The 20,165-nt window shown below is 49.4% G+C and carries 18 protein-coding genes; 10 read left to right on the forward strand and 8 right to left on the reverse strand.

What is annotated here, in order from left to right; genetic code table 11:
• Positions 1-147 precede the first annotated feature (147 nt).
• Positions 148-1,128, reverse strand: coding sequence for an IS5-like element ISKpn26 family transposase (locus OGV85_RS13355; RefSeq protein WP_000019450.1), 981 nt, complete (start codon positions 1,126-1,128; stop codon positions 148-150).
• On the opposite strand from OGV85_RS13355, the gene OGV85_RS13360 reads away from it, so the two are divergent.
• The 5 genes from OGV85_RS13360 (at position 1,127) to OGV85_RS13380 (ending at position 5,186) form a co-directional block, all read left to right on the forward strand.
• On the forward strand, positions 1,127-2,812 hold the full coding sequence (locus tag OGV85_RS13360) for an SGNH/GDSL hydrolase family protein (RefSeq protein WP_286553652.1): 1,686 nt from the start codon (positions 1,127-1,129) through the stop codon (positions 2,810-2,812). The two genes, OGV85_RS13355 and OGV85_RS13360, sit on opposite strands and share 2 nt — an antisense overlap.
• Positions 2,813-3,385: 573 nt before the next feature.
• Positions 3,386-3,790, forward strand: a complete 405-nt coding sequence (locus OGV85_RS13365; protein ID WP_001275998.1) for a putative holin — start codon at positions 3,386-3,388, stop codon at positions 3,788-3,790.
• Positions 3,777-4,085, forward strand: coding sequence for a phage holin family protein (locus OGV85_RS13370; protein WP_016046623.1), 309 nt, complete (start codon positions 3,777-3,779; stop codon positions 4,083-4,085). Before OGV85_RS13365 ends, OGV85_RS13370 begins: the two co-directional genes overlap by 14 nt.
• On the forward strand, positions 4,075-4,701 hold the full coding sequence (locus OGV85_RS13375; RefSeq protein WP_181522741.1) for a glycoside hydrolase family 19 protein: 627 nt from the start codon (positions 4,075-4,077) through the stop codon (positions 4,699-4,701). Before OGV85_RS13370 ends, OGV85_RS13375 begins: the two co-directional genes overlap by 11 nt.
• Positions 4,698-5,186 (forward strand): DUF2514 family protein, encoded by a 489-nt coding sequence (locus OGV85_RS13380; protein ID WP_181522742.1) that lies wholly within the window; start codon positions 4,698-4,700, stop codon positions 5,184-5,186. The genes OGV85_RS13375 and OGV85_RS13380 overlap by 4 nt, the downstream gene beginning before the upstream one ends.
• Before the next feature lie 199 nt (positions 5,187-5,385).
• Here the strand turns inward: OGV85_RS13380 and mscS are convergent, their stop codons facing one another.
• Positions 5,386-6,264 (reverse strand): small-conductance mechanosensitive channel MscS, encoded by an 879-nt coding sequence (gene mscS, locus OGV85_RS13385; protein ID WP_181522743.1) that lies wholly within the window; start codon positions 6,262-6,264, stop codon positions 5,386-5,388.
• A 364-nt stretch (positions 6,265-6,628) separates the two neighbouring features.
• On the reverse strand, positions 6,629-6,832 hold the full coding sequence (locus OGV85_RS13390; RefSeq protein ID WP_071524479.1) for a YfgG family protein: 204 nt from the start codon (positions 6,830-6,832) through the stop codon (positions 6,629-6,631).
• A 350-nt stretch (positions 6,833-7,182) separates the two neighbouring features.
• On the opposite strand from OGV85_RS13390, the gene OGV85_RS13395 reads away from it, so the two are divergent.
• A complete protein-coding gene (locus OGV85_RS13395) occupies positions 7,183-9,453 on the forward strand; it encodes a bifunctional diguanylate cyclase/phosphodiesterase (RefSeq protein ID WP_061548215.1) in 2,271 nt (756 codons plus the stop codon).
• On the opposite strand, the gene ppx is transcribed toward OGV85_RS13395, so the two are convergent.
• The 4 genes from ppx to purM form a co-directional block, all read right to left on the reverse strand.
• Positions 9,433-10,974, reverse strand: coding sequence for an exopolyphosphatase (gene ppx, locus OGV85_RS13400; RefSeq protein ID WP_003037914.1), 1,542 nt, complete (start codon positions 10,972-10,974; stop codon positions 9,433-9,435). The genes OGV85_RS13395 and ppx overlap by 21 nt on opposite strands.
• 4 nt (positions 10,975-10,978) lie before the next feature.
• The gene (gene ppk1, locus OGV85_RS13405) at positions 10,979-13,045 is read right to left on the reverse strand and encodes a polyphosphate kinase 1 (RefSeq protein ID WP_003037917.1); all 2,067 of its coding nucleotides are present in this window, start codon (positions 13,043-13,045) and stop codon (positions 10,979-10,981) included.
• 214 nt (positions 13,046-13,259) lie between these two features.
• Positions 13,260-13,901, reverse strand: coding sequence for a phosphoribosylglycinamide formyltransferase (purN, locus tag OGV85_RS13410; RefSeq protein WP_003037920.1), 642 nt, complete (start codon positions 13,899-13,901; stop codon positions 13,260-13,262).
• A complete protein-coding gene (gene purM / locus OGV85_RS13415; protein WP_003838485.1) occupies positions 13,898-14,935 on the reverse strand; it encodes a phosphoribosylformylglycinamidine cyclo-ligase in 1,038 nt (345 codons plus the stop codon). The genes purN and purM overlap by 4 nt, the downstream gene beginning before the upstream one ends.
• A 295-nt stretch (positions 14,936-15,230) precedes the next feature.
• Here purM and OGV85_RS13420 point away from each other — a divergent pair, with 295 nt between their 5' ends.
• The 4 genes from OGV85_RS13420 (at position 15,231) to OGV85_RS13435 (ending at position 19,654) form a co-directional block, all read left to right on the forward strand.
• Positions 15,231-16,661 carry a 6-phospho-beta-glucosidase gene (locus tag OGV85_RS13420; protein ID WP_016150748.1) on the forward strand — a complete coding sequence of 477 codons (1,431 nt, stop codon included), beginning with the start codon at positions 15,231-15,233 and terminating at the stop codon, positions 16,659-16,661.
• A gap of 183 nt (positions 16,662-16,844) precedes the next feature.
• Complete coding sequence (gene upp, locus OGV85_RS13425) at positions 16,845-17,471, forward strand: uracil phosphoribosyltransferase (RefSeq protein ID WP_003037929.1); 627 nt, start codon at positions 16,845-16,847, stop codon at positions 17,469-17,471.
• A gap of 96 nt (positions 17,472-17,567) precedes the next feature.
• Positions 17,568-18,857, forward strand: coding sequence for a uracil permease (uraA, locus tag OGV85_RS13430; protein WP_003037932.1), 1,290 nt, complete (start codon positions 17,568-17,570; stop codon positions 18,855-18,857).
• 95 nt (positions 18,858-18,952) lie between these two features.
• Positions 18,953-19,654, forward strand: a complete 702-nt coding sequence (locus OGV85_RS13435) for a DnaA inactivator Hda (protein WP_211924219.1) — start codon at positions 18,953-18,955, stop codon at positions 19,652-19,654.
• A gap of 33 nt (positions 19,655-19,687) precedes the next feature.
• Here the strand turns inward: OGV85_RS13435 and arsC are convergent, their stop codons facing one another.
• Positions 19,688-20,047 (reverse strand): arsenate reductase (glutaredoxin), encoded by a 360-nt coding sequence (gene arsC, locus OGV85_RS13440; protein WP_003037937.1) that lies wholly within the window; start codon positions 20,045-20,047, stop codon positions 19,688-19,690.
• Positions 20,048-20,165: the final 118 nt, after the last annotated feature.

Consider the following 20,165-nt stretch of genomic DNA (forward strand, 5'->3'; position numbering starts at 1 on the left):
GGAAGGTGCGAATAAGCAGGTCATTTCTTCCCAAGCTGACTCGCTGATTAAAATTTCGCGGATCTGGGCCGATTTTTTTCCCGCAAACACATCGAATCAGCCTATTTAGGCTATTTTTTCCACCATTTCTGGCGTTATTTCCGGTTTTTACTGAGATCTCTCCCACTGACGTATCATTTGGTCCACCCGAAACAGGTTGGCCAGGGTGAATAACATCGCCAGTTGGTTATCGTTTTTCAGCAGCCCCTTGTATCTGGCTTTCACGAAGCCGAACTGCCGCTTGATGATGCGAAACGGGTGCTCCACCCTGGCACGGATGCTGGCTTTCATGTATTCGATGTTGATGGCCGTTTTGTTCTTGCGCGGATGCTGCTTCAAGGTTTTTACCCTGCCGGGACGCTCGGCGATCAGCCAGTCCACATCCACCTCGGCCAGCTCCTCGCGCTGTGGCGCTCCTTGGTAGCCGGCATCGGCTGAGACAAATTGCTCCTCTCCATGAAGCAGATTACCCAGCTGATTGAGGTCATGCTCGTTGGCCGCGGTGGTGACCAGGCTGTGGGTCAGGCCACTCTTGGCATCGACACCAATGTGGGCCTTCATGCCAAAGTGCCACTGATTGCCTTTCTTGGTCTGATGCATCTCCGGATCGCGTTGCTGCTCTTTGTTCTTGGTCGAGCTGGGTGCCTCAATGATGGTGGCATCCACCAAAGTGCCTTGGGTCATCATGACGCCTGCTTCGGCCAGCCAGCGATTGATGGTCTTGAACAATTGACGGGCCAGTTGATGCTGCTCGAGCAGGTGGCGGAAATTCATGATGGTGGTGCGATCCGGCAGGGCGCTATCCAGGGATAATCGGGCAAACAGGCGCATGGAGGCGATTTCGTACAGGGCATCTTCCATGGCACCGTCGCTCAGGTTGTACCAATGCTGCATGCAGTGAATACGCAGCATGGTCTCCAGCGGATAGGGCCGTCGGCCATTGCCCGCCTTGGGATAAAACGGCTCGATGACAGCGGTCATATTCTGCCATGGCAGAATCTGCTCCATGCGGGAGAGGAAAATCTCTTTTCGGGTCTGACGGCGCTTAGTGCTGAATTCACTATCGGCGAAGGTGAGTTGATGGCTCATGATGTCCCTCTGGGATGCGCTCCGGATGAATATGATGATCTCATATCAGGAACTTGTTCGCACCTTCCCTAGATGGTACGCCAGAACAGACCCCTCAACATATAATCCACCAACTGCATACCCAGCGTATTTAAAAGATTTTATCTATCAAATAACTGGTAATGAACACGTCTCAGTATTCAACTGTGGTTACGGCGGGCAATCCGTTTCTGATTCCTGGGCTTTTGATTACTACGAGCCAACAGTTATAAATGTGTTTGGTATTCCAGATGTTGTTATGCTTGGATTTGGATTAAACGATATACAAAAGACTGATTACTCACCTGATATTTTTTTTAATGAATTTGAACGACTTGTTAAGAAGATAATCGCATATGGTAGTGTTCCAATAATTCTTACATCAAATCCGGTATGGCTCGTACGTAAAGGGCTTTTAAATAACTATGATATAACCACTTCTATTTGCTCAATACAAAAGCACATTGCAAAAAAATACTCTCTGATTTGCATTGATGCTAATTTAGAGTGCGAGAAATGGTTAATGAAAAATAACGAATCGCTCGGTAAATGGATGTCTGTAGAGCAGGACGGCGTGCATTTTACAGACAGTGGTTACGGTTTTATTGCCTCTGTAATTGCCAAGGAGTTAGTTGAAAGTATTGTTGACTCATCCGTTGGAGATATTCCTCCATGGATGGGAATATGCAGTTCAGGAGCGTCTGGTCTGGGAAATTTTACAGGGTCAAATAATAAATTTGGTGGCAATCTGATATGGAGTGAAAGTGACGTCACCCCGTTGTCGTCAATGTGCACGATATGGGTATGGAGCGATACAAGTGAAAATGTACTTCGTTATCGCTCAATCTCCAACGGTGGTGTTTCAGATAAATCTAACGCTCCGTCAGTAAAAGTCACGGCTGTTGGTTATTCCTACTCGATAATAGCTGACGAACCACTCATAAATTCTGGCATGGGTTTTTCGGGTGACTCCGTTCCATCAGAGCAATGTCAAATTATAGGTGTCCTCGCGTATGGTCTGAATAAAATAGAAGTAATTCCAAAACAATCCACATCTATGTTTTTAGGGTATTTTAACGTTAGTAATATACCAGTAAATGGCGTCAGCATAAAAAATGCCGGATTCTTTCCTGCGACTGGAGGTCCGTTCTTTATAAAAGAAATGTCTTTGTCTTCTGGCTTGATAGAGTCAGGGTTTGGTGCTGGGATAGCTAAAACAAACCTGTTCGGGGAAATAAATTTACCGATAGGCTCAGGGTTTATAATAAATCAATGCAACGCATATTACGAATCAACATCCGATAGGAATACAGGTAGCTCACCAGAGGTGGAGGGGTATCAGACAGGGATTATTCTATATAGAGATACAGGAGATATTCTTCTTGTCAGGCCTGTTCAGTGGAAAAGAAGTACTGGTGAAATATATTTTGGAGAAAGCAAGGCCAGCGCGGAAAATTTCATTCAGAACGGCGAGCAATTATGGTATATAGAACTTTCTACCGAACCATCAGGATATAGATTATCTGTGAGAGTTGGGGCAAATTCTACATCGTTCGATTATCCATATGGTAGTGAAATAGGCAGCATCGGCGGGGTGCACGGGGCTATCCTGAATGGCTTGCCAAACTCTTCATTCATCAGTGTATCGCTGACTAAAGTTTCCTAGAGTGAGATTGTTATTGTTAACCTCCTGTAATAAATTTACGGTAGGTTAACATCATTTTTTGCAATATACCTGTATTCATATTTTTCTCAAGACTATTATTTACATTTACAGATAATCCTCACATAGTATATGCATTATGTTTTTTTGTTGCAATTTTGATATCAACCGTCAGTAGATATACTCTCGAAAAAATAGATTTAATAGGAAATAATAAATAATACACTGAAATCGTAATACACGATTCTTGAAAATAAATGTGAAGTTATGTTTTTTTAATAGCTTGCTGAGTGACACCTTGCAAGCTATTAAGTAAAATTTAGCCGCATCATTCATAATCCAATATCATCAAAAAGGTAAAATACATATAAATATATTAGCGTGTTTAAATCGTAGATTTGAATACATCTATCCAATGACGAATGATTTTTTTAAGAATAAAATAAGATTATATTTATCACCCTTTTGGTAATTTCGTTAAGAGCTATCTTAGTTTTTCTAAACCATATATGGTTTATTGTGTATGATGGACTCACCAACTAAGGGGGTTTTTATGCACAGTAAACGGTGGTTGATATGTCAGCCCAGCTAACCAGTGAGTCTTTAAATCAGTGGCTTAGCATGGGTTCTCTGGCTGCGGTTATTGCCGGAGTTCCTCCAGAGGTGGCTCTTGGTGCTTTATCAGGTGCGGTAATATTTATTACCTCAGCTGTTGAGTATCCAATACGCCGAAGGGTTCTCCTGTCGATGCTCAGCTTTCTCTGCGGGCTTCTCTTCTACAAACCAACTGCATCAATCCTTATCGGCGTAGCCAGTCTGATCCCAACTATCACGCAGGATTCATTCGAGAAAGGGATCGTCTTCTCTGCTGGCGCGTTCGTGTCGGCAATCGTCGCAGTACGTATTGGTATCTGGCTCTATCACCGCTCCGACAATCCACGCGATTTAATCCCGGGGAGAAAAGACGATGACAACTCATGAGCTGCTTTTACTGATTGCCAATGCGGTTATCTGTTCTGCGATAGCAATCCGCGTCGGAACCTTCCGGCGTAATGGTTCGCAACATCGTCGGTGGGGGGGGTGGATAGCCTACTTCCTTATCGTGGCATCTGCCAGCATCCCCGTCCGCGCCGCATATGCAATCTGGTATCACACACCAATGGCCGCTGATTTATCAGAGGTAATCATCAATGCTGTCATGCTTGCCGCCGTTCTGAAGACACGCGGTAACGTCGTGCAGATATTCAAAATATCGAGGTCTCAACATGGACATTAACCAGTTCCGGCGTGCTGCCGGTATTACTGAGCAACTGGCCGCGCGCTGGTATCCACATATCTCCGCAGCCATGAATGAATTTGGCATTACCAAGCCAGATGACCAGGCGATGTTTATTGCGCAAGTCGGTCATGAGTCCGGAGGGTTTACCCGGTTACAGGAAAACTTCAACTACAGCGTATCAGGACTGTCGGGTTTCATCCGCGCCGGGCGTATCACTCCAGACCAGGCTAATGCGCTTGGCCGTAAAACGTATGAGAAGTCTCTTCCGCTGGAACGCCAGCGCGCGATCGCCAATCTGGTGTACAGCAAACGCATGGGCAACAACGGTCCTGGCGACGGATGGAATTACCGTGGTCGCGGGCTTATCCAGATCACCGGTCTGAACAACTACCGGGATTGCGGTAACAGTCTGAAGGTTGATCTGGTAGCGCAGCCTGAACTGCTGGCACAGGATGAATACGCAGCCCGTAGCGCGGCGTGGTTCTTCGCCAGTAAAGGTTGTATGAAGTATCCAGGCGACCTGGTGCGCGTCACGCAGATTATCAACGGTGGCCAGAACGGTATCGACGACCGGCGATCGCGTTACGGTGCTGCCCGTAAGGCGCTGTTATGATCTGTTCATTAGTCAAAGCGTACTGGAAACAGTTGCTTATCGTGGTGATGCTTGCTGCTCTGGTAGTCGGTGGCATGGTTGCCTGGAATGTTCATGGCAACCGCCAGTATGACGCCGGGTATGCGCAAGCGCAGGCAGATCAGAAACAGGCTGATGATAAGGCCAGGTCACAACGTGATCAGGAGAAGACGCAAATTGAACGTGAAGCACAATCCCGTATCGATGTGGCGCGTATTGACGCTGAGCATGCTAATACCGCTGCTGACGGCCTGCGCGCCGAGCTTGACAAAACCAAGCGACTCGCCGAACACTATACCGGATCTTTCCCCACTGGCACGCCAGCCAGCAAGGTCATCGGTGTGCTCGCCGACATGCTTGAAGAAAGCAACCGATCTTACATCGCAGCAGCAGAAGAGGCTGAGCGATATCGGTCTGCAGGACTCACATGCGAGCGACAGTACGACTCCCTGAAAGCGGGGTACTGATTTTCTGTGACGGTATATAAAACGGTATGAAAAATTTCGTTTATTTAAAAGTTGTTGCCAGTCAATTGCTTATGTTGTCCGTAAATAATTGAGTGGGAATAATAGCCTTTTCTGTTAGCGGTTTCTGAACCGGTAATATGTAAAAAAACCCTCTTTTTATAGAGGGTTTTTTATTGCGCTCATACCGAAGCGCTGTGAATTAATCAACCAATTGTAGCTGGGGTTGAGATTGGGGGGCTACGTTCTCAACGCGAATATCCATCTGCGGATACGGCAGGGAGATATGGTTGGCGTCCAGGGCTTCTTTAATGTTTTCCAGCAGATCGTAATAGGTATTCCAGTATTCGATGTTGGGCACCCATACGCGGACGTAAAAATTCAATGCTGAAGCGCCCAGTTCGCCCAGACGAACGGTTACCCCACGTTGCTTATCGATGCGGGTATCCTGCTCGATAATATGGTTAATCACGCGCTTAACGTCGGCTATCCGGCTCTGATAGCCGACGCCAATCACCAGATCGATTCGGCGGAAAGGGTGGCGGGAATAGTTAATGATATTGTCAGCGATGATCTTACCGTTTGGAATGACCACTTCTTTGCTGTCGGCGGTGAGCAAGGTAGTGGAGAAAATATGCACCTTTTCCACCGTTCCGGTAACTGCCCCAATTTGTACCAATTCTCCGGCGCGGAATGGACGCAGGGAGACCAATAATACGCCAGCGGCAAAGTTGGAAAGCGATCCTTGTAGCGCGAGTCCAATGGCCAACCCGGCGGCACCAATGACGGCAATAATGGAGGATGTTTCGATACCGACGCGACCCAATGCGGCAACAACGGCAAAGGCTAGGGTAATGTAACGTACCAGCGCGGTGAAGAACTGGATAATGGTTCGGTCAACTTTACGTTTTAACAGTAATTTTTCCAGACCACTGGAGATCAGGCGAGAGACAAATTTACCGACAAACAGTAAAATTACGGCGGCAACGATATTCCAGCCGAATTGAATAACCGCATCGCTGTGTCCAGCGATCCATTCAAGACCGCTGCTTATTTTCGGAAATAATGAAAAACCACTCATGGTATTACCCTGTAGAATTTAAAATGGTAATGATTCAAATAAGCATTTAATTTCATACACAATATTAATGCTTTCACCTGTGATATTTTCTGGTGATATTAATTGACGTCTATTTGAACACAGTGTGTCTTTTTATACCCAGTAAATCGGAACGTAAAAATGAACGCGAATGGTGCGGTGAAGTGGGATTAAAAGATTGTGAATTTGTGCGAAAAACACGGTCTATTATCCGATAACTCCGTGCGTGTGGTGGGTAAGGCAGCGTATTGTTTCATCACTCAAATCCCTTACCGGATGGTTAAATGTCAGGCGATTAGCCATCCGGTAAGGAATCTTAATGCTGAGATATTACAGGCGCGAGCGATCAGCGCACGTCGGTTTGAGCAGGAGATGCCTGTTGCGGCTGGGTGATCTGCTGAGAGTCTTTTTTGTTCTGGTGGTGGTGCCACGCACCTATAGCGGAGTAGACGAAGCGTCCGAAGAAGAAGAGAAAGCTGATAAGCAGTACGATCCGGATCATGCGACTATTAAATCGGTGTCGTTTGCGTAGGCTGGTAACCTGGCTCACAAAAGGTTCCTTGTAGTGTACCCAACTGAGGGCGATACTCACATTAAGGCATACTGTGAGGCAATGGTCAATTTTTCGTTATGTAAAATTGCTTCAGTTGTTTTATCCTCATATGTTATGAAAATTAATATTATTATTTGCATTAATAATGAATTAACGATAAGAAACGATGAAAATAGTAATAATTGATTAATGAGGGGCTTTTTTTTTGATATATATCAAACGTCACCCTTTACTGATAACTAAAATCGATGAGACATAGTAATGTATTTAACTTCATCGTTTTAGAGTCAGGTGGGATGCCTGTCTGAATACCCCCTGCAGGATGTGCGGGATTCTACTGAGCATCTATGAAACTCAATAAAAATTATATTTGTATGAGAGATAGATGGTGGGCGTTACCTCTCATCATACCATCTTTGCTGTTGCCTATATTGAGCACTGCCAATACCTATGCCCATATTAGTACTGGGACCGTAATTCTTTTCTACATGCCTTTGGCGTTGATGATTAGCCTGATGCTATTTTTTGGCTGGGCGGCATTGCCGGGAATTATCATTTCCATTATCTGCTACAAATATCCGCAGGTTGGGTTATTTGAAACGCTCTCAATAATTTCGCACTTTATTGTAACGATAGTGCTGAGTTGGGGAGGGTATAAAGTATTTGCACCCCGGCGGAACAACGTATCTCACGGTAACTCCCACCTGATGTTTCAGCGCATGTTTTGGCAGGTCTTCTGCCCGGCGACGCTGTTTCTGATCCTCTTCCAGTTTGCCGCATTTGTGGGCGTTTATGAGAGTAAATCCGGCATGGTGGGGGTTATGCCCTTTAATACTGGCACGTTGATCAACTATCAGGCTATGCTGGTCGGGAATCTGATTGGGGTTCCTTTGTGCTACTTTATTATTCGCACGATCCGCAACCCTTTGCATGTCAGAGGCTATTTTTCTCAATTAAAGCAGCAGTTTGATACCAAAGTTACCAAAACTGAGTTTGCGGTCTGGCTGATTATATTGGCTGTACTTATGGCATTGCTGTGTATGCCGTTAAATGAACAAAGCTCAATATTCAGCACAAATTATACTCTGTCGTTGTTGCTACCTGTCATGCTCTGGGGAGCAATGCGTTACGGTTACAGATTTATTTCGCTGATATGGTCTGTCGTACTTATTACCGCAATTCATTATTACCAGCGCTATATGCCCTGGTATTCTGGCTACGATACCCAGCTTGCCATTACCTCATCGAGTTATCTTGTTTTCTCCTTCATCGTGAACTTCATTGCCGTACTGGCAACGCGCCAACGCTTTGTTACCCGGCGCAACCATCGTCTGGCATTCTTTGATCCGATGGTGCATCTGCCAAATTTGCGCGCATTGAACCGGGATTTGAAAAAAACGCCATGGTCAGTGCTCTGCTTTTTGCGTGTTCCGGGCATGGAGCTACTGGTAAAAAATTACGGCATTATGCTGCGTATCCAGTACAAGCAAAAACTCTCACAGTGGATAACGCCACTGTTGGCACAGGATGAGCATGTCTATCAGTTATCGGGTAATGACTTAGTTTTGCGTTTTAACACTGAGTCGTATCAGGAGCGCATTGAAGCCCTGGACAGGCATATCAAGCAGTTCCGTTTTATTTGGGATGGCATGCTTTTACAGCCGCAGGTGGGGATCAGTTTTTGCTGTGTCCGTTCTCCTGTTAACCATATCTATCTGTTACTGGGAGAGTTAAGCACCATTGCCGAGCTTTCTCTGGCGACCAATTCACCAGAGAACTTGCAGCGCCGAGGCGTCATGCACTTGCAACGTGACCTGAAAGATAAGGTTGCGATGATGAATCGTCTACAGCTGGCGTTGGAGCACAATCGTTTTTTCCTGATGGCGCAGCCGATTTTTGGCGTACGCGGCGACGTTTATCATGAAATCCTGCTGCGCCTTGAGGGAGATGACGGTGAAACCATCCCGCCTGATTGCTTCTTGCCGATCGCGCATGAGTTTGGCTTGTCGTCCAGCATCGATATGTGGGTGATTGAAAATACGCTGAAGTTTATGGCACAGAATCAGGAAAAAATGCCCGCCCGTCGGTTTGCCATTAACTTGTCACCCACGTCGATATGTCGCGCCCGACTTCCGCATGACATCAACCAGCTACTGGTTAAGTACAAGGTTGAAGCGTGGCAGTTGATTTTTGAAGTCACGGAAAGCAACGCCTTAACCAATGCGGAACAGGCACAGGCAACGTTACTGCAGTTGCAATCACTGGGCTGTCAGATTGCGATTGATGATTTTGGGACGGGTTACGCCAGCTATGCGCGGCTGAAGAATGTGAGTGCCGATATCCTGAAAATTGATGGCAGCTTTATTCGCAGTATCGTTTCGAATAGCCTCGACTACCAAATCGTGGCCTCTATTTGCCATCTGGCTCGGATGAAAAGAATGCTGGTGGTTGCAGAGTACGTCGAAAGTGAAGAAATACGCAGTGCGGTAATTTCGCTGGGGATTGACTACATGCAGGGGTACTTGATTGGTAAACCACAGCCATTGCATGAAACGCTGGAAGAACAGGCGCCAGACGCGCTGGCACCTGTTCTGAGTTTATGCGGCGATATCGGGTGAGGTTTCTTCTTCAATTTTGAGACGCCAGCCGGTTACGCCCTCCCAGTATTGCTGCTCTTTTTCCAGATCGAGCAGCACCAGCGCATTTTGGCTAAACCAGTCATGCGGGAAACGTAAGGTCCAGTGGTTGTCGTCGGTTATCAGAGTCAGGGTTGGCGGCGTGGTGGTCGCCTGACGCTGATTATTCAGCAGCACGCCCAGGCGTAACAGTTGAATTAACGGCAGAAACTGTTTTTTCTTGAACAGTGTAAAGCGGGGCAAGTCATCCAGTTTCACCGCTTTGCGATGATAACGAACTAATGTTGCCATCATCAGTTGTTGTTCCTGATTAAACCCCGGTAAATCGCTGTTTTGTAAGATATAAGCAGAGTGGCGATGTAAGCCGCTGTGGTTGATGTTCAGCCCAACCTCATGCAGCATCGCTGCCCAGCGCAGTAATGCTTCCAGTTGAGGATTGGCCAGTTTGGGCTGTTGCGTATGCCACTGGTCGTACATTTGCATCGTTGTTTCCAGCACGCGCCGGGCCTGTTCACTGTCAATGTTGTACTGGTTCGCCAGACTACTGGCGGTACGACTACGAACGTCCTGGTGGCGAAAACGTCCTTCCATCTCGTACAGTACGCCTTCGCGTAGCGCGCCATCAGAAAGGCGAAGTTCGCGGATAGCCAGCGCGTCAAAAACGCCGCACAGAATCGCGAGCCCAGGAACAAATACCGCTTTTCGCTCCTCTGACAGCCCCGGCAGGCTGAGCGCATCAAATGACGCATGCTTCAGCACTTCAGATGTCAGTTTGTCCAGGCGTTCGGGGGTGATAAAACCGTCTTTTTCACCCATCTCCAGCAGCACTTCGTGTGCCGCTTTAATCGTGCCTGACGCGCCCATTGCGACGTTCCAGCCCTGAATGCGAAACTGCCACGTTAAAGTTTCAAGCTTTTGCGCTGCCGCCATGCGGGCACGCTGGAAGTTTTCCCGGCTGATAACACCGCCCGGGAAATACATCTGGGCAAAACTGACGCAGCCCATACGGCGGCTTTCGACCAGCTTGGGTTCGAAATCTTCGCCGATCACCAGTTCTGTTGAGCCACCGCCGATATCGATAACCAGCTTGCGGCCTTTTTCCGGCTGAGTATGCTCCACGCCCATAAAAATCAGTCGGGCTTCTTCGTTACCGGAGATAATCTCAATCGGGTAGGGGATGACTTTTTCCGCTCGCTTGAGAAAATCGGTCGCATTCAGCGCCTGACGCAAAGTATGGGTTCCCACGATGCATACGCTTGACGGGGGAAAGCCCTGCAGGCGTTCGGCGAACAGCGACAGGCAGCTTAATCCGCGTTCCATTGCCTCTTCGCTCAGCTTGTTATCTTCGCCGAGACCATCCGCCAGATGAACGCGCTGTTTCAGCCGCCCGATAATCTGCATTGCGCCATCAACCACGCGGGCAATGACCATATGGAAACTGTTTGAACCAAGGTCGACCGCAGCAAATTCCTGCGGTCGTGGAGTCTTGTCGTGTATTGGCATATCTTTAGTCAGGTTGCTCGAGTGATTTGATGTAGTCGTAAATCGCCAATTGTGACTGAACCTTACGGCGGTTTCCGCGCGGTACGTAGCGATTACTGAGTTCTTTATCGATGAAGCGGGCCTTCACCGTGTCGCTGAACAGGATATCGATAATATCCAGCACGCGCTGCTTAAGGCGTGGGTCAAGAAGCGGTGTAGCAACTTCGATACGATAATCGATGTTTCTTGTCATCCAGTCTGCGGAGGAGAGATACACCTGCTTGTCGCCCCCGTTCTCGAAGATGTAGACCCGGTCATGTTCAAGATAGCGATCAACGATGCTGATAACACGAATATTGTCGCTAATGCCTTCCAGGTTTGGAATCAGTGAGCACATTCCGCGAATCAACAAATTAACCGGTACGCCTGAGCTTGAGGCCGCATAGAGACGATCAACCAGGCCTTTATCGACCAGGTTGTTCAGTTTTAGCGTGATACCTGAAGGCTGGCCTTGCTGCGCATTGGCGATCTCTTTGTCGATCATCGCGTACAGCAGACGGCGTGAGTTCTGCGGAGAAACCAGCAGATAATCGAACGTCACCGGACGATACGGGTTTTCGATGAAGTTGAACACCCGACGCACTTCGTTGGTGATGCGTGAATCAGCGGTCAGCAACGAGTAGTCGGTGTACAGCCGCGCCGTTTTTTCGTTGAAGTTGCCCGTCCCGATATGCGCATAGCGCACGACTTCATCACCTTCTTTACGCGAGATAAGGAACAGTTTGGCGTGAATTTTCAGACCCGGCGCGGAGAAGATGACGTGAACGCCCGCTTCGGTCAGGCGCTTGGCCCAATGAATGTTGGCTTCTTCATCAAAGCGCGCCTGCAATTCCACTACCACGGTGACTTTTTTACTGTTATGCGCGGCATGGATCATCGCGTCGATGATGCGCGAGTCTTTTGCCACACGGTAGATGTTGATCTTTATCGCCAGCACGCTCGGGTCGAAAGACGCCTGGCGCAACAGTTCAAGAACGTGCTCAAAGGTGTGATACGGGTAATACAGCAGCACATCGCGCTCGCGGATTGCATCAAATCCGTTACGGAATTTCTCATTGTCGAACCAGATGTGGCGCAGACGCGGCAGCGGTTTATTCACCAGGTTGGCTTTGCCAACGTTGGGGAAGTTAATAAAGTCTTTGAAGTTATGGTAACGCCCGCCGGGAACAATTGAGTCGTAGCGAGAAATCGTCAGTTTTTCACGTAGCACCTCGACCAACGCATTGGGCATGTCGCGCTGATAGACAAAGCGTACAGGCTCTGCGGTCAGACGCTGTTTCAGGCTGGAGGACATCAGCTCCATCAGGCTCGATTCCATCTCGTGCACCAAATCGTATTCGGCGTCACGGGTCATTTTCATCGAATAGGCGTTAAGTGCGTCGTAATCAAAGAACCCTTTGAAAATATCGTCCAGGCAGTAGCGTAAGATGTTGTCCAGCAGGATCATCGGTTTGCGACGCCGCGGGGTTTCCGGCGGCAAATTCACAAAACGGGGAACCTTGTCGGAAGGGATTTCCAGCAGCGCGTAGCGGATTGTATCGCCGCGGATAATCTCTACCGCCAGATAGGTGTAGTCATCTTTCAAAAACTGGACTAAATCCGTCTCGCGGTTAATCAGGATCGGCGTGATGTGCTGGCGAAGATATTGCTTGAAGTAATGACGCAACCAGCTCTGCTGATTGGCCGATAGCTGACGTTCGTTGATTAAGAAAATCTGATTGCGCGCCATCTCCAGCAGCAACTCGTTGTACAGACCGTCAAATTCCTGATCGGCTTTTAATACGCGGGCCTGGATTTTGCCTAACAGATGGCGGGAGTGAGAGTTTGAACCCTGTTCTTCGCTAATAATGATTCGGCGCTTCAGTTCGGCAAAACGGACCTTATAAAACTCGTCGAGGTTATTGGAATAGATGCCTAAGAAACGCATCCGTTCGATCAACGGGTTTGACTTATCAGCAGCTTCCTGGAGTACGCGTTCGTTGAACGCTAACCAACTGAGTTCTTTCTCGATGTATAGCTTTTCCTGACCCATTACCACTTTTACTCCGTTTCATTCACGGGACACTACCGATTTATTATGGCGAGCATTGCTCTCAGATGTCCAACTGTGCCAGAAAAATATGACAATAAACCGTCTGATAGCAAAGAGAAAGGGGGGGCGTAGATGAATACCGGTGGTATTAACCGGAAAAGGTAGTTATGCCTGTAAGCCGGATGGTGACATGCGGCTTACAGGTTGAATTTTATTATTCGTCGGCGGCGTAGCCTTGCGGCGGCAGACGAACGCCATCCAGCCATGCAGCGTTATCACGCATCTTCAGGCGACCATCAATAAACCAGCTTACCACCAGTGGGTAAATGGTATGTTCCTGAGCCTGAACCCGTGCCGTGACATCATCTTCGCTGTCGCCTTCAAATACCGGAACTTTGGCCTGAAGAATAACCGGTCCGCCGTCCAGTTCATCAGTGACGAAGTGGACTGAGGTACCATGCTCTTCATCGCCGTTTTCCAGTACCTGGCGGTGCGTATGCAGGCCGGGATACTTTGGCAATAAAGACGGGTGGATATTCAGCAATCGTTCAGAATAGTGCGCGACAAACGCCGGGCTGAGAATGCGCATATAACCGGCCAGCACCACGACATCCGGCGCCCAGGCGTCAATTTCTTGTATCAGTTGGCGGTCGAAGGCTTCGCGACTTGCAAACTGGGCGGCTTCCAGCGAGTACGCTGGAATATTCGCTTCGCGTGCGCGTTCAAGGCCGAACGCATCGGCCTTGTTACTGAATACTGCACGTATGGTGCCATTGATTTTTTTCTGTTCGCAGGCGTCTATTATCGCCTGCAAATTGCTTCCGTTACCGGAAATGAGCACCACAATGTTTTTCATTCAATGACCACACGCTGTTCGGAATCAGAAGCTTTGATGATACCGATTTTCCATGCGTTTTCACCTTTCTCATTGAGCAAAGCCAGGGCTTTATCCACTTCCGGAGCTGGCAGGGCGATAACCATACCTACGCCGCAGTTAAAGGTGCGATACATCTCATGCTGGCTGACGTTACCCGCCGTTTGCAGCCAGTTGAAGACGGCTGGCCACTGCCAGGAAGACTCGTCGATCACGGCCTGCGTGTTGTCTGGCAGAACGCGTGGAATATTTTCCCAGAAGCCGCCGCCGGTCAGGTGGGCAATGGCGTGCACATCAACCTTCTCGATCAGTTCCAGAATGGATTTTACGTAAATGCGGGTCGGAGCCAGCAGGTGATCGGCCAGCGACTTGCCTTCAAGCTCGGTGGTTTCCGGGTCACAACCGCTGACTTCAACGATTTTACGCACCAGAGAGTAACCGTTGGAGTGCGGACCGCTGGAGCCGAGCGCAATCAGTACGTCGCCGTCAGCCACTTTAGAACCGTCGATAATCTCTGATTTTTCGACGACGCCAACGCAGAAACCTGCCACGTCGTAATCTTCGCCGTGGTACATCCCCGGCATTTCAGCTGTTTCCCCACCGACCAGCGCACAGCCAGACTGCAGGCAGCCTTCGGCAATCCCGTTAATGACGCTGGCTGCGGTGTCCACATCCAGTTTGCCGGTTGCATAGTAGTCGAGGAAGAACAGCGGCTCAGCGCCCTGAACCACGAGGTCGTTGACGCACATTGCGACGAGGTCAATGCCGATAGTGTCGTGGCGTTTCAGATCCATCGCCAGACGCAGTTTTGTACCAACGCCATCAGTGCCGGAAACCAGTACCGGTTCACGATATTTTTGCGGCAATGCGCACAGCGCACCGAAGCCACCCAGACCACCCATAACTTCCGGACGACGCGTTTTCTTTACTACGCCTTTGATTCGATCAACCAGAGCATTACCTGCATCAATATCAACACCGGCATCTTTGTAGCTAAGAGAGGTTTTATCGGTCACTGCCTGCTTCCCCACATGTTTACTTGCAGTAAAAGTTAAATTCGGCGCAATTCTAACAGGGAAAGCAAACGTTTGCGAGCCTGCTCTGCATCAAGTTTTATCTGCTGGTTTTTTCAGCATTTTACAATCATTTATCTATTTGTTTGAACTGCGCCACGAAAATGAAACCGGGTACAGCCTTGTGCTTGAAACCTGCCAGCCGAATGCACAGTATCGTACTGAAACCGGTTTCTGTTTTCTGTTGCGGGCCTCATTTGGAGCGTTTTGCGCAGAGTCATCACGATAGGGGAAGGGGATGTCAGGATTTAAAGCAGATTTCATGTGGGGTGGCGCTGTCGCCGCTCATCAACTGGAAGGTGGCTGGCAGGAGGGCGGTAAAGGAATTAGCGTTGCCGATGTCATGACGGCGGGGGCGCATGGCGTGGCGCGTGAAATTACTGACGGTGTGATTGCCGGTAAAAACTACCCTAACCACGATGCCATCGATTTTTATCATCGCTATAAAGACGACATCAAGCTGTTTGCCGAAATGGGGTTTAAATGTTTTCGCACTTCTATTGCCTGGACGCGGATTTTCCCTTTAGGTGACGAAGCGCAACCCAATGAAGCTGGCCTGCAGTTCTATGATGATCTGTTCGACGAATGTCTGAGATATGGCATTGAACCGGTGATTACGTTGTCGCACTTCGAGATGCCCTACCATCTGGTGACGGAGTACGGCGGCTGGCGCAACCGTAAGCTTATCGACTTTTTTGTCCGTTTTGCCCGGGTGGTTTTCACTCGTTACCAGCACAAAGTGAAGTACTGGATGACGTTTAATGAGATTAACAATCAGGCAAATTATCACGAAGACTTCGCGCCCTTTACTAACTCTGGCCTGAAATATCTGCCTGGTGAAGACCGCGAGCCGGTCATGTACCAGGCGGCGCACTACGAGCTGGTGGCAAGCGCGCTGGCGGTGAAGGTCGCGCGTGAAATTAACCCGGCGCTGCAAATTGGCTGCATGATTGCGATGTGCCCAATTTATCCGCTGACCTGTGCGCCGAACGACATGATGATGGCGATGAATGCTATGCACCGGCGTTACTGGTTTACTGACGTCCATGTGCGCGGCAAATACCCGCAGCATCTTCTCAATTACTTTACCCGTCGTGGCTTTGAACTGGATATCACCGAGGAAGACCGTCAGGCGCTGACCGAGGGCTGCGTTGATTACATCGGCTTTAGCTATTATATGTCTTTCGCGACCCAGGCAACGGCGGACAACCCACAACTGGATTACGACGAGTCGAAAAGCCTGGTTTCTAACCCGTACGTGCAGAAGTCGGACTGGGGCTGGCAGATTGATCCCGTCGGTCTGCGCTATTCGCTGAACTGGTTCTGGGATCATTATCAGTTGCCGCTGTTTATTGTTGAAAACGGCTTTGGGGCGATTGACGTGCAGCAGGCCGATGGCTCGGTGGATGATTCCTATCGTATTGACTATATGGCCGCGCATATCCGCGAAATGAAAAAAGCGGTGGTGGAAGATGGCGTGGATCTGATGGGTTATACCCCGTGGGGCTGTATTGATTTAGTCTCGGCCGGGACGGGGGAGATGAAAAAACGCTACGGCTTTATCTATGTTGATAAAAATAATGACGGGAGTGGGACATTAGCACGCTCGCCGAAGAAATCTTTTTCATGGTATCAAAACGTCATCCAGAGTAATGCTGAAAATCTATAAAATTCATAGCATTGATAACAACCCCCGCACTTATTGTGGGGGTTGTTTTATACTCATCATCCAGACGCAAACGATTTTGGTTGATCCATATCAAGCGTATGCAGTGTTGCGCCAGAGACGAAAAGCGGTATAATCCGGCGATTTTTTTTGTGGTTGCCACTCGTCTGAGGAAAGGAGAAGAGTATGAAGATCGTGGAAGTCAAACACCCACTCGTCAAACACAAGCTGGGACTGATGCGTGAAAACGACATCAGCACTAAACGCTTTCGTGAACTCGCCTCGGAAGTTGGCAGCCTGCTGACTTATGAAGCAACCGCCGGTCTGGAAACCGAAAAGGTGACCATCGAAGGCTGGAACGGCCCGGTTGAAGTTGACCAAATCAAAGGTAAAAAAATCACCGTTGTGCCAATCCTGCGTGCGGGCCTGGGCATGATGGAAGGCGTTCTGGAAAACGTTCCGAGCGCGCGTATCAGCGTGGTCGGTATGTACCGTAATGAAGAGACGCTGGAGCCGGTTCCGTACTTCCAGAAGCTGGTTTCTAACATTGATGAGCGTATGGCGCTGATCGTTGACCCGATGCTGGCAACCGGCGGTTCCGTTATCGCTACCATCGACCTGCTGAAAAAAGCAGGCTGCAGCAGCATTAAAGTCCTGGTGCTGGTTGCAGCGCCGGAAGGTATCGCGGCGCTGGAAAAAGCGCACCCGGATGTTGAGCTGTACACTGCCTCCATCGATCAGGGACTGAACGAGCACGGATACATTATTCCGGGGCTCGGCGATGCCGGCGATAAGATTTTTGGTACCAAGTAAACGAATAAGTGAAAAGAAGCCGACTTTAAGAGTCGGCTTTTTTTTGAATAAAACAACCCAATCGCTAATAACAAACAACACTCAGAGGAAAACACTATGACGCGCCGTGCTATCGGGGTGAGTGAAAGACCGCCGCTTTTACAGACAATCCCGCTTAGTTTACAGCACCTGTTCGCCATGTTTGGCGCAACGGTACTGGTGCCAGTCCTGTTTCATATCAACCCAGCTACCGTTCTGCTGTTTAACGGTATTGGTACTTTACTGTATCTCTTTATTTGTAAAGGTAAAATTCCGGCTTACCTCGGTTCAAGCTTTGCGTTCATTTCCCCAGTTCTGCTGCTGCTGCCGCTAGGGTATGAAGTGGCGCTGGGCGGTTTCATTATGTGTGGCATCCTGTTCTGCCTGGTTTCGTTCATCGTTAAGAAAGCCGGTACTGGCTGGCTGGATGTAATGTTCCCGCCTGCGGCGATGGGCGCAATCGTTGCCGTTATCGGTCTGGAGTTGGCGGGTGTCGCTGCGGGTATGGCGGGATTGCTGCCTGCGGAAGGACAAGCGCCAGACTCAACAACCATCATCATCTCAATGGTGACGCTGGCGGTGACGGTATTTGGTTCCGTGCTGTTCCGTGGCTTTATGGCGATTATCCCGATTTTGATTGGGGTGCTGGCCGGGTACGCGCTCTCCTTCGTGATGGGGGTCGTGGACACCACGCCGATAGCGCAGGCTCACTGGTTTGCTCTGCCGACGTTCTACACACCGCGCTTTGAATGGGTCGCTATTCTGACTATTCTGCCTGCGGCGCTGGTGGTTATTGCTGAACACGTCGGCCACCTGGTGGTAACGGCGAATATCGTGAAAAAAGATTTGATTCGCGATCCTGGCCTGCATCGTTCTATGTTTGCTAACGGCCTGTCGACGGTGATCTCCGGCTTCTTCGGTTCTACGCCGAACACCACGTACGGCGAGAACATCGGCGTCATGGCGATTACCCGCGTTTACAGTACCTGGGTTATTGGCGGTGCGGCGATTTTCGCCATTCTGCTCTCCTGCGTGGGTAAACTGGCTGCGGCGATCCAAATCATTCCGCTGCCGGTCATGGGCGGTGTATCTCTGCTGTTATACGGCGTGATTGGCGCTTCCGGTATTCGCGTGCTGATCGAGTCAAAAGTTGACTACAACAAAGCACAGAACCTGATCCTGACCTCGGTCATTTTGATCATCGGCGTCAGCGGCGCGAAAGTTCACATCGGTGCTGCTGAGCTGAAAGGCATGGCGCTGGCGACCATTGTGGGTGTCTGTCTGAGCCTGATTTTCAAAGTTATCAGCCTGCTGCGTCCAGAAGAAGTGGTGCTCGACGCCAAAGACGCCGACACTGAGCAACAGTAAACCTTTGACCGGGTGGCGATGCTGCCCGGTTCTATCGCGACGCATTTCTGTGTTAAACTCAACGCGATTTTATGAAATCCTGGGTTGAGGTATCTCTGAACACACCGGCACAGCTCTCTTTGCCACTTTATCTTCCTGACGACGAAACTTTCGCAAGTTTCTGGCCGGGGGATAACTCCTCTTTACTGGCTGCACTGCAAAACGTGCTGCGTCAGGAACATAGCGGGTATATTTATCTCTGGTCGCGTGAAGGCGCTGGCCGTAGTCATTTGCTGCATGCAGCCTGTGCGGAACTGTCCGCGCGCGGCGATGCGGTAGGCTACGTGCCGCTCGACAAACGCACCTGGTTCGTCCCCGAGGTGCTCGACGGGATGGAGCATTTATCGCTGGTATGCATCGATAACATCGAATGTGTGGCCGGTGATTCGCTGTGGGAAATGGCGATCTTTGATCTCTACAACCGTATCCTGGAGTCGGGGAAAACACGCCTGCTGATCACCGGCGATCGTCCACCAAGACAGTTGAATCTGGGATTGCCGGATCTCGCTTCGCGTCTGGACTGGGGGCAAATCTACAAGCTGCAACCACTTTCCGATGAAGATAAGCTGCAGGCGTTGCAATTACGCGCCAGACTTCGCGGATTTGAACTGCCGGAAGATGTGGGCCGCTTTCTGCTTAAGCGTCTGGATCGGGAAATGCGTACGCTGTTTATGACGTTGGATCAGCTTGATCACGCATCGATCACCGCCCAGCGTAAGCTGACCATTCCGTTCGTAAAAGAAATTCTGAAGTTGTAAGCGCCGCAGCCAAATGACTGCGGCAGGTTTCGGTTAACCGACGATTTCCAGTACCTGCTCCGGCGGACGTCCAATTCGAGCCTGACCTTTGGCAACTACGATCGGGCGCTCCATCAGTTTTGGGTTTTCCACCATTGCCTGAATCAGCGCATCTTCACTCAGATTTTTGTCCGCCAGGTTAAGCGATTTATAGAGATCCTCTTTCTGGCGCATCAGCTCACGCGCGCTGGACATACCCAGCATCTGCAGAAGTTCACGCAGGGTCGCGGCGTCAGCCGGGGTTTCCAGATACAGCACCACTTCCGGGTCCACGCCATTGGACTTCAGTAATTCCAGCGTTTCACGGCTCTTGGAGCAGCGTGGGTTATGGTAGATTTTAATCGCGTCTGACATGACTTCTCCTTGCATAACAATACTGCCGGATGGCGGCCAAAAGACCTTATCCGGCCTACATATCGCGTCTGACGTAGGCCGGATAAGACGCTACAGCGTCGCCATCCGGCAAGGGTTC

It is taken from the genome of Citrobacter sp. Cf132, from assembly GCF_030333885.1.
Classification (GTDB): Bacteria; Pseudomonadota; Gammaproteobacteria; order Enterobacterales; family Enterobacteriaceae; genus Citrobacter; species Citrobacter freundii.

Excerpts from the sequence above, each read along its gene's own strand:
- OGV85_RS13360 (WP_286553652.1), top strand. The coding sequence starts at position 1,127 with ATGATGTCCCTCTGGGATGCGCTCCGGATGAATATGATGATCTCATAT.
- OGV85_RS13355 (WP_000019450.1), bottom strand. The coding sequence starts at position 1,128 with ATGAGCCATCAACTCACCTTCGCCGATAGTGAATTCAGCACTAAGCGC.
- OGV85_RS13365 (WP_001275998.1), top strand. The coding sequence starts at position 3,386 with ATGTCAGCCCAGCTAACCAGTGAGTCTTTAAATCAGTGGCTTAGCATG.
- OGV85_RS13370 (WP_016046623.1), top strand. The coding sequence starts at position 3,777 with ATGACAACTCATGAGCTGCTTTTACTGATTGCCAATGCGGTTATCTGT.
- OGV85_RS13375 (WP_181522741.1), top strand. The coding sequence starts at position 4,075 with ATGGACATTAACCAGTTCCGGCGTGCTGCCGGTATTACTGAGCAACTG.
- OGV85_RS13380 (WP_181522742.1), top strand. The coding sequence starts at position 4,698 with ATGATCTGTTCATTAGTCAAAGCGTACTGGAAACAGTTGCTTATCGTG.
- mscS (WP_181522743.1), bottom strand. The coding sequence starts at position 6,264 with ATGAGTGGTTTTTCATTATTTCCGAAAATAAGCAGCGGTCTTGAATGG.
- OGV85_RS13395 (WP_061548215.1), top strand. The coding sequence starts at position 7,183 with ATGAAACTCAATAAAAATTATATTTGTATGAGAGATAGATGGTGGGCG.
- ppx (WP_003037914.1), bottom strand. The coding sequence starts at position 10,974 with ATGCCAATACACGACAAGACTCCACGACCGCAGGAATTTGCTGCGGTC.
- ppk1 (WP_003037917.1), bottom strand. The coding sequence starts at position 13,045 with ATGGGTCAGGAAAAGCTATACATCGAGAAAGAACTCAGTTGGTTAGCG.
- purN (WP_003037920.1), bottom strand. The coding sequence starts at position 13,901 with ATGAAAAACATTGTGGTGCTCATTTCCGGTAACGGAAGCAATTTGCAG.
- OGV85_RS13420 (WP_016150748.1), top strand. The coding sequence starts at position 15,231 with ATGTCAGGATTTAAAGCAGATTTCATGTGGGGTGGCGCTGTCGCCGCT.
- upp (WP_003037929.1), top strand. The coding sequence starts at position 16,845 with ATGAAGATCGTGGAAGTCAAACACCCACTCGTCAAACACAAGCTGGGA.
- uraA (WP_003037932.1), top strand. The coding sequence starts at position 17,568 with ATGACGCGCCGTGCTATCGGGGTGAGTGAAAGACCGCCGCTTTTACAG.
- arsC (WP_003037937.1), bottom strand. The coding sequence starts at position 20,047 with ATGTCAGACGCGATTAAAATCTACCATAACCCACGCTGCTCCAAGAGC.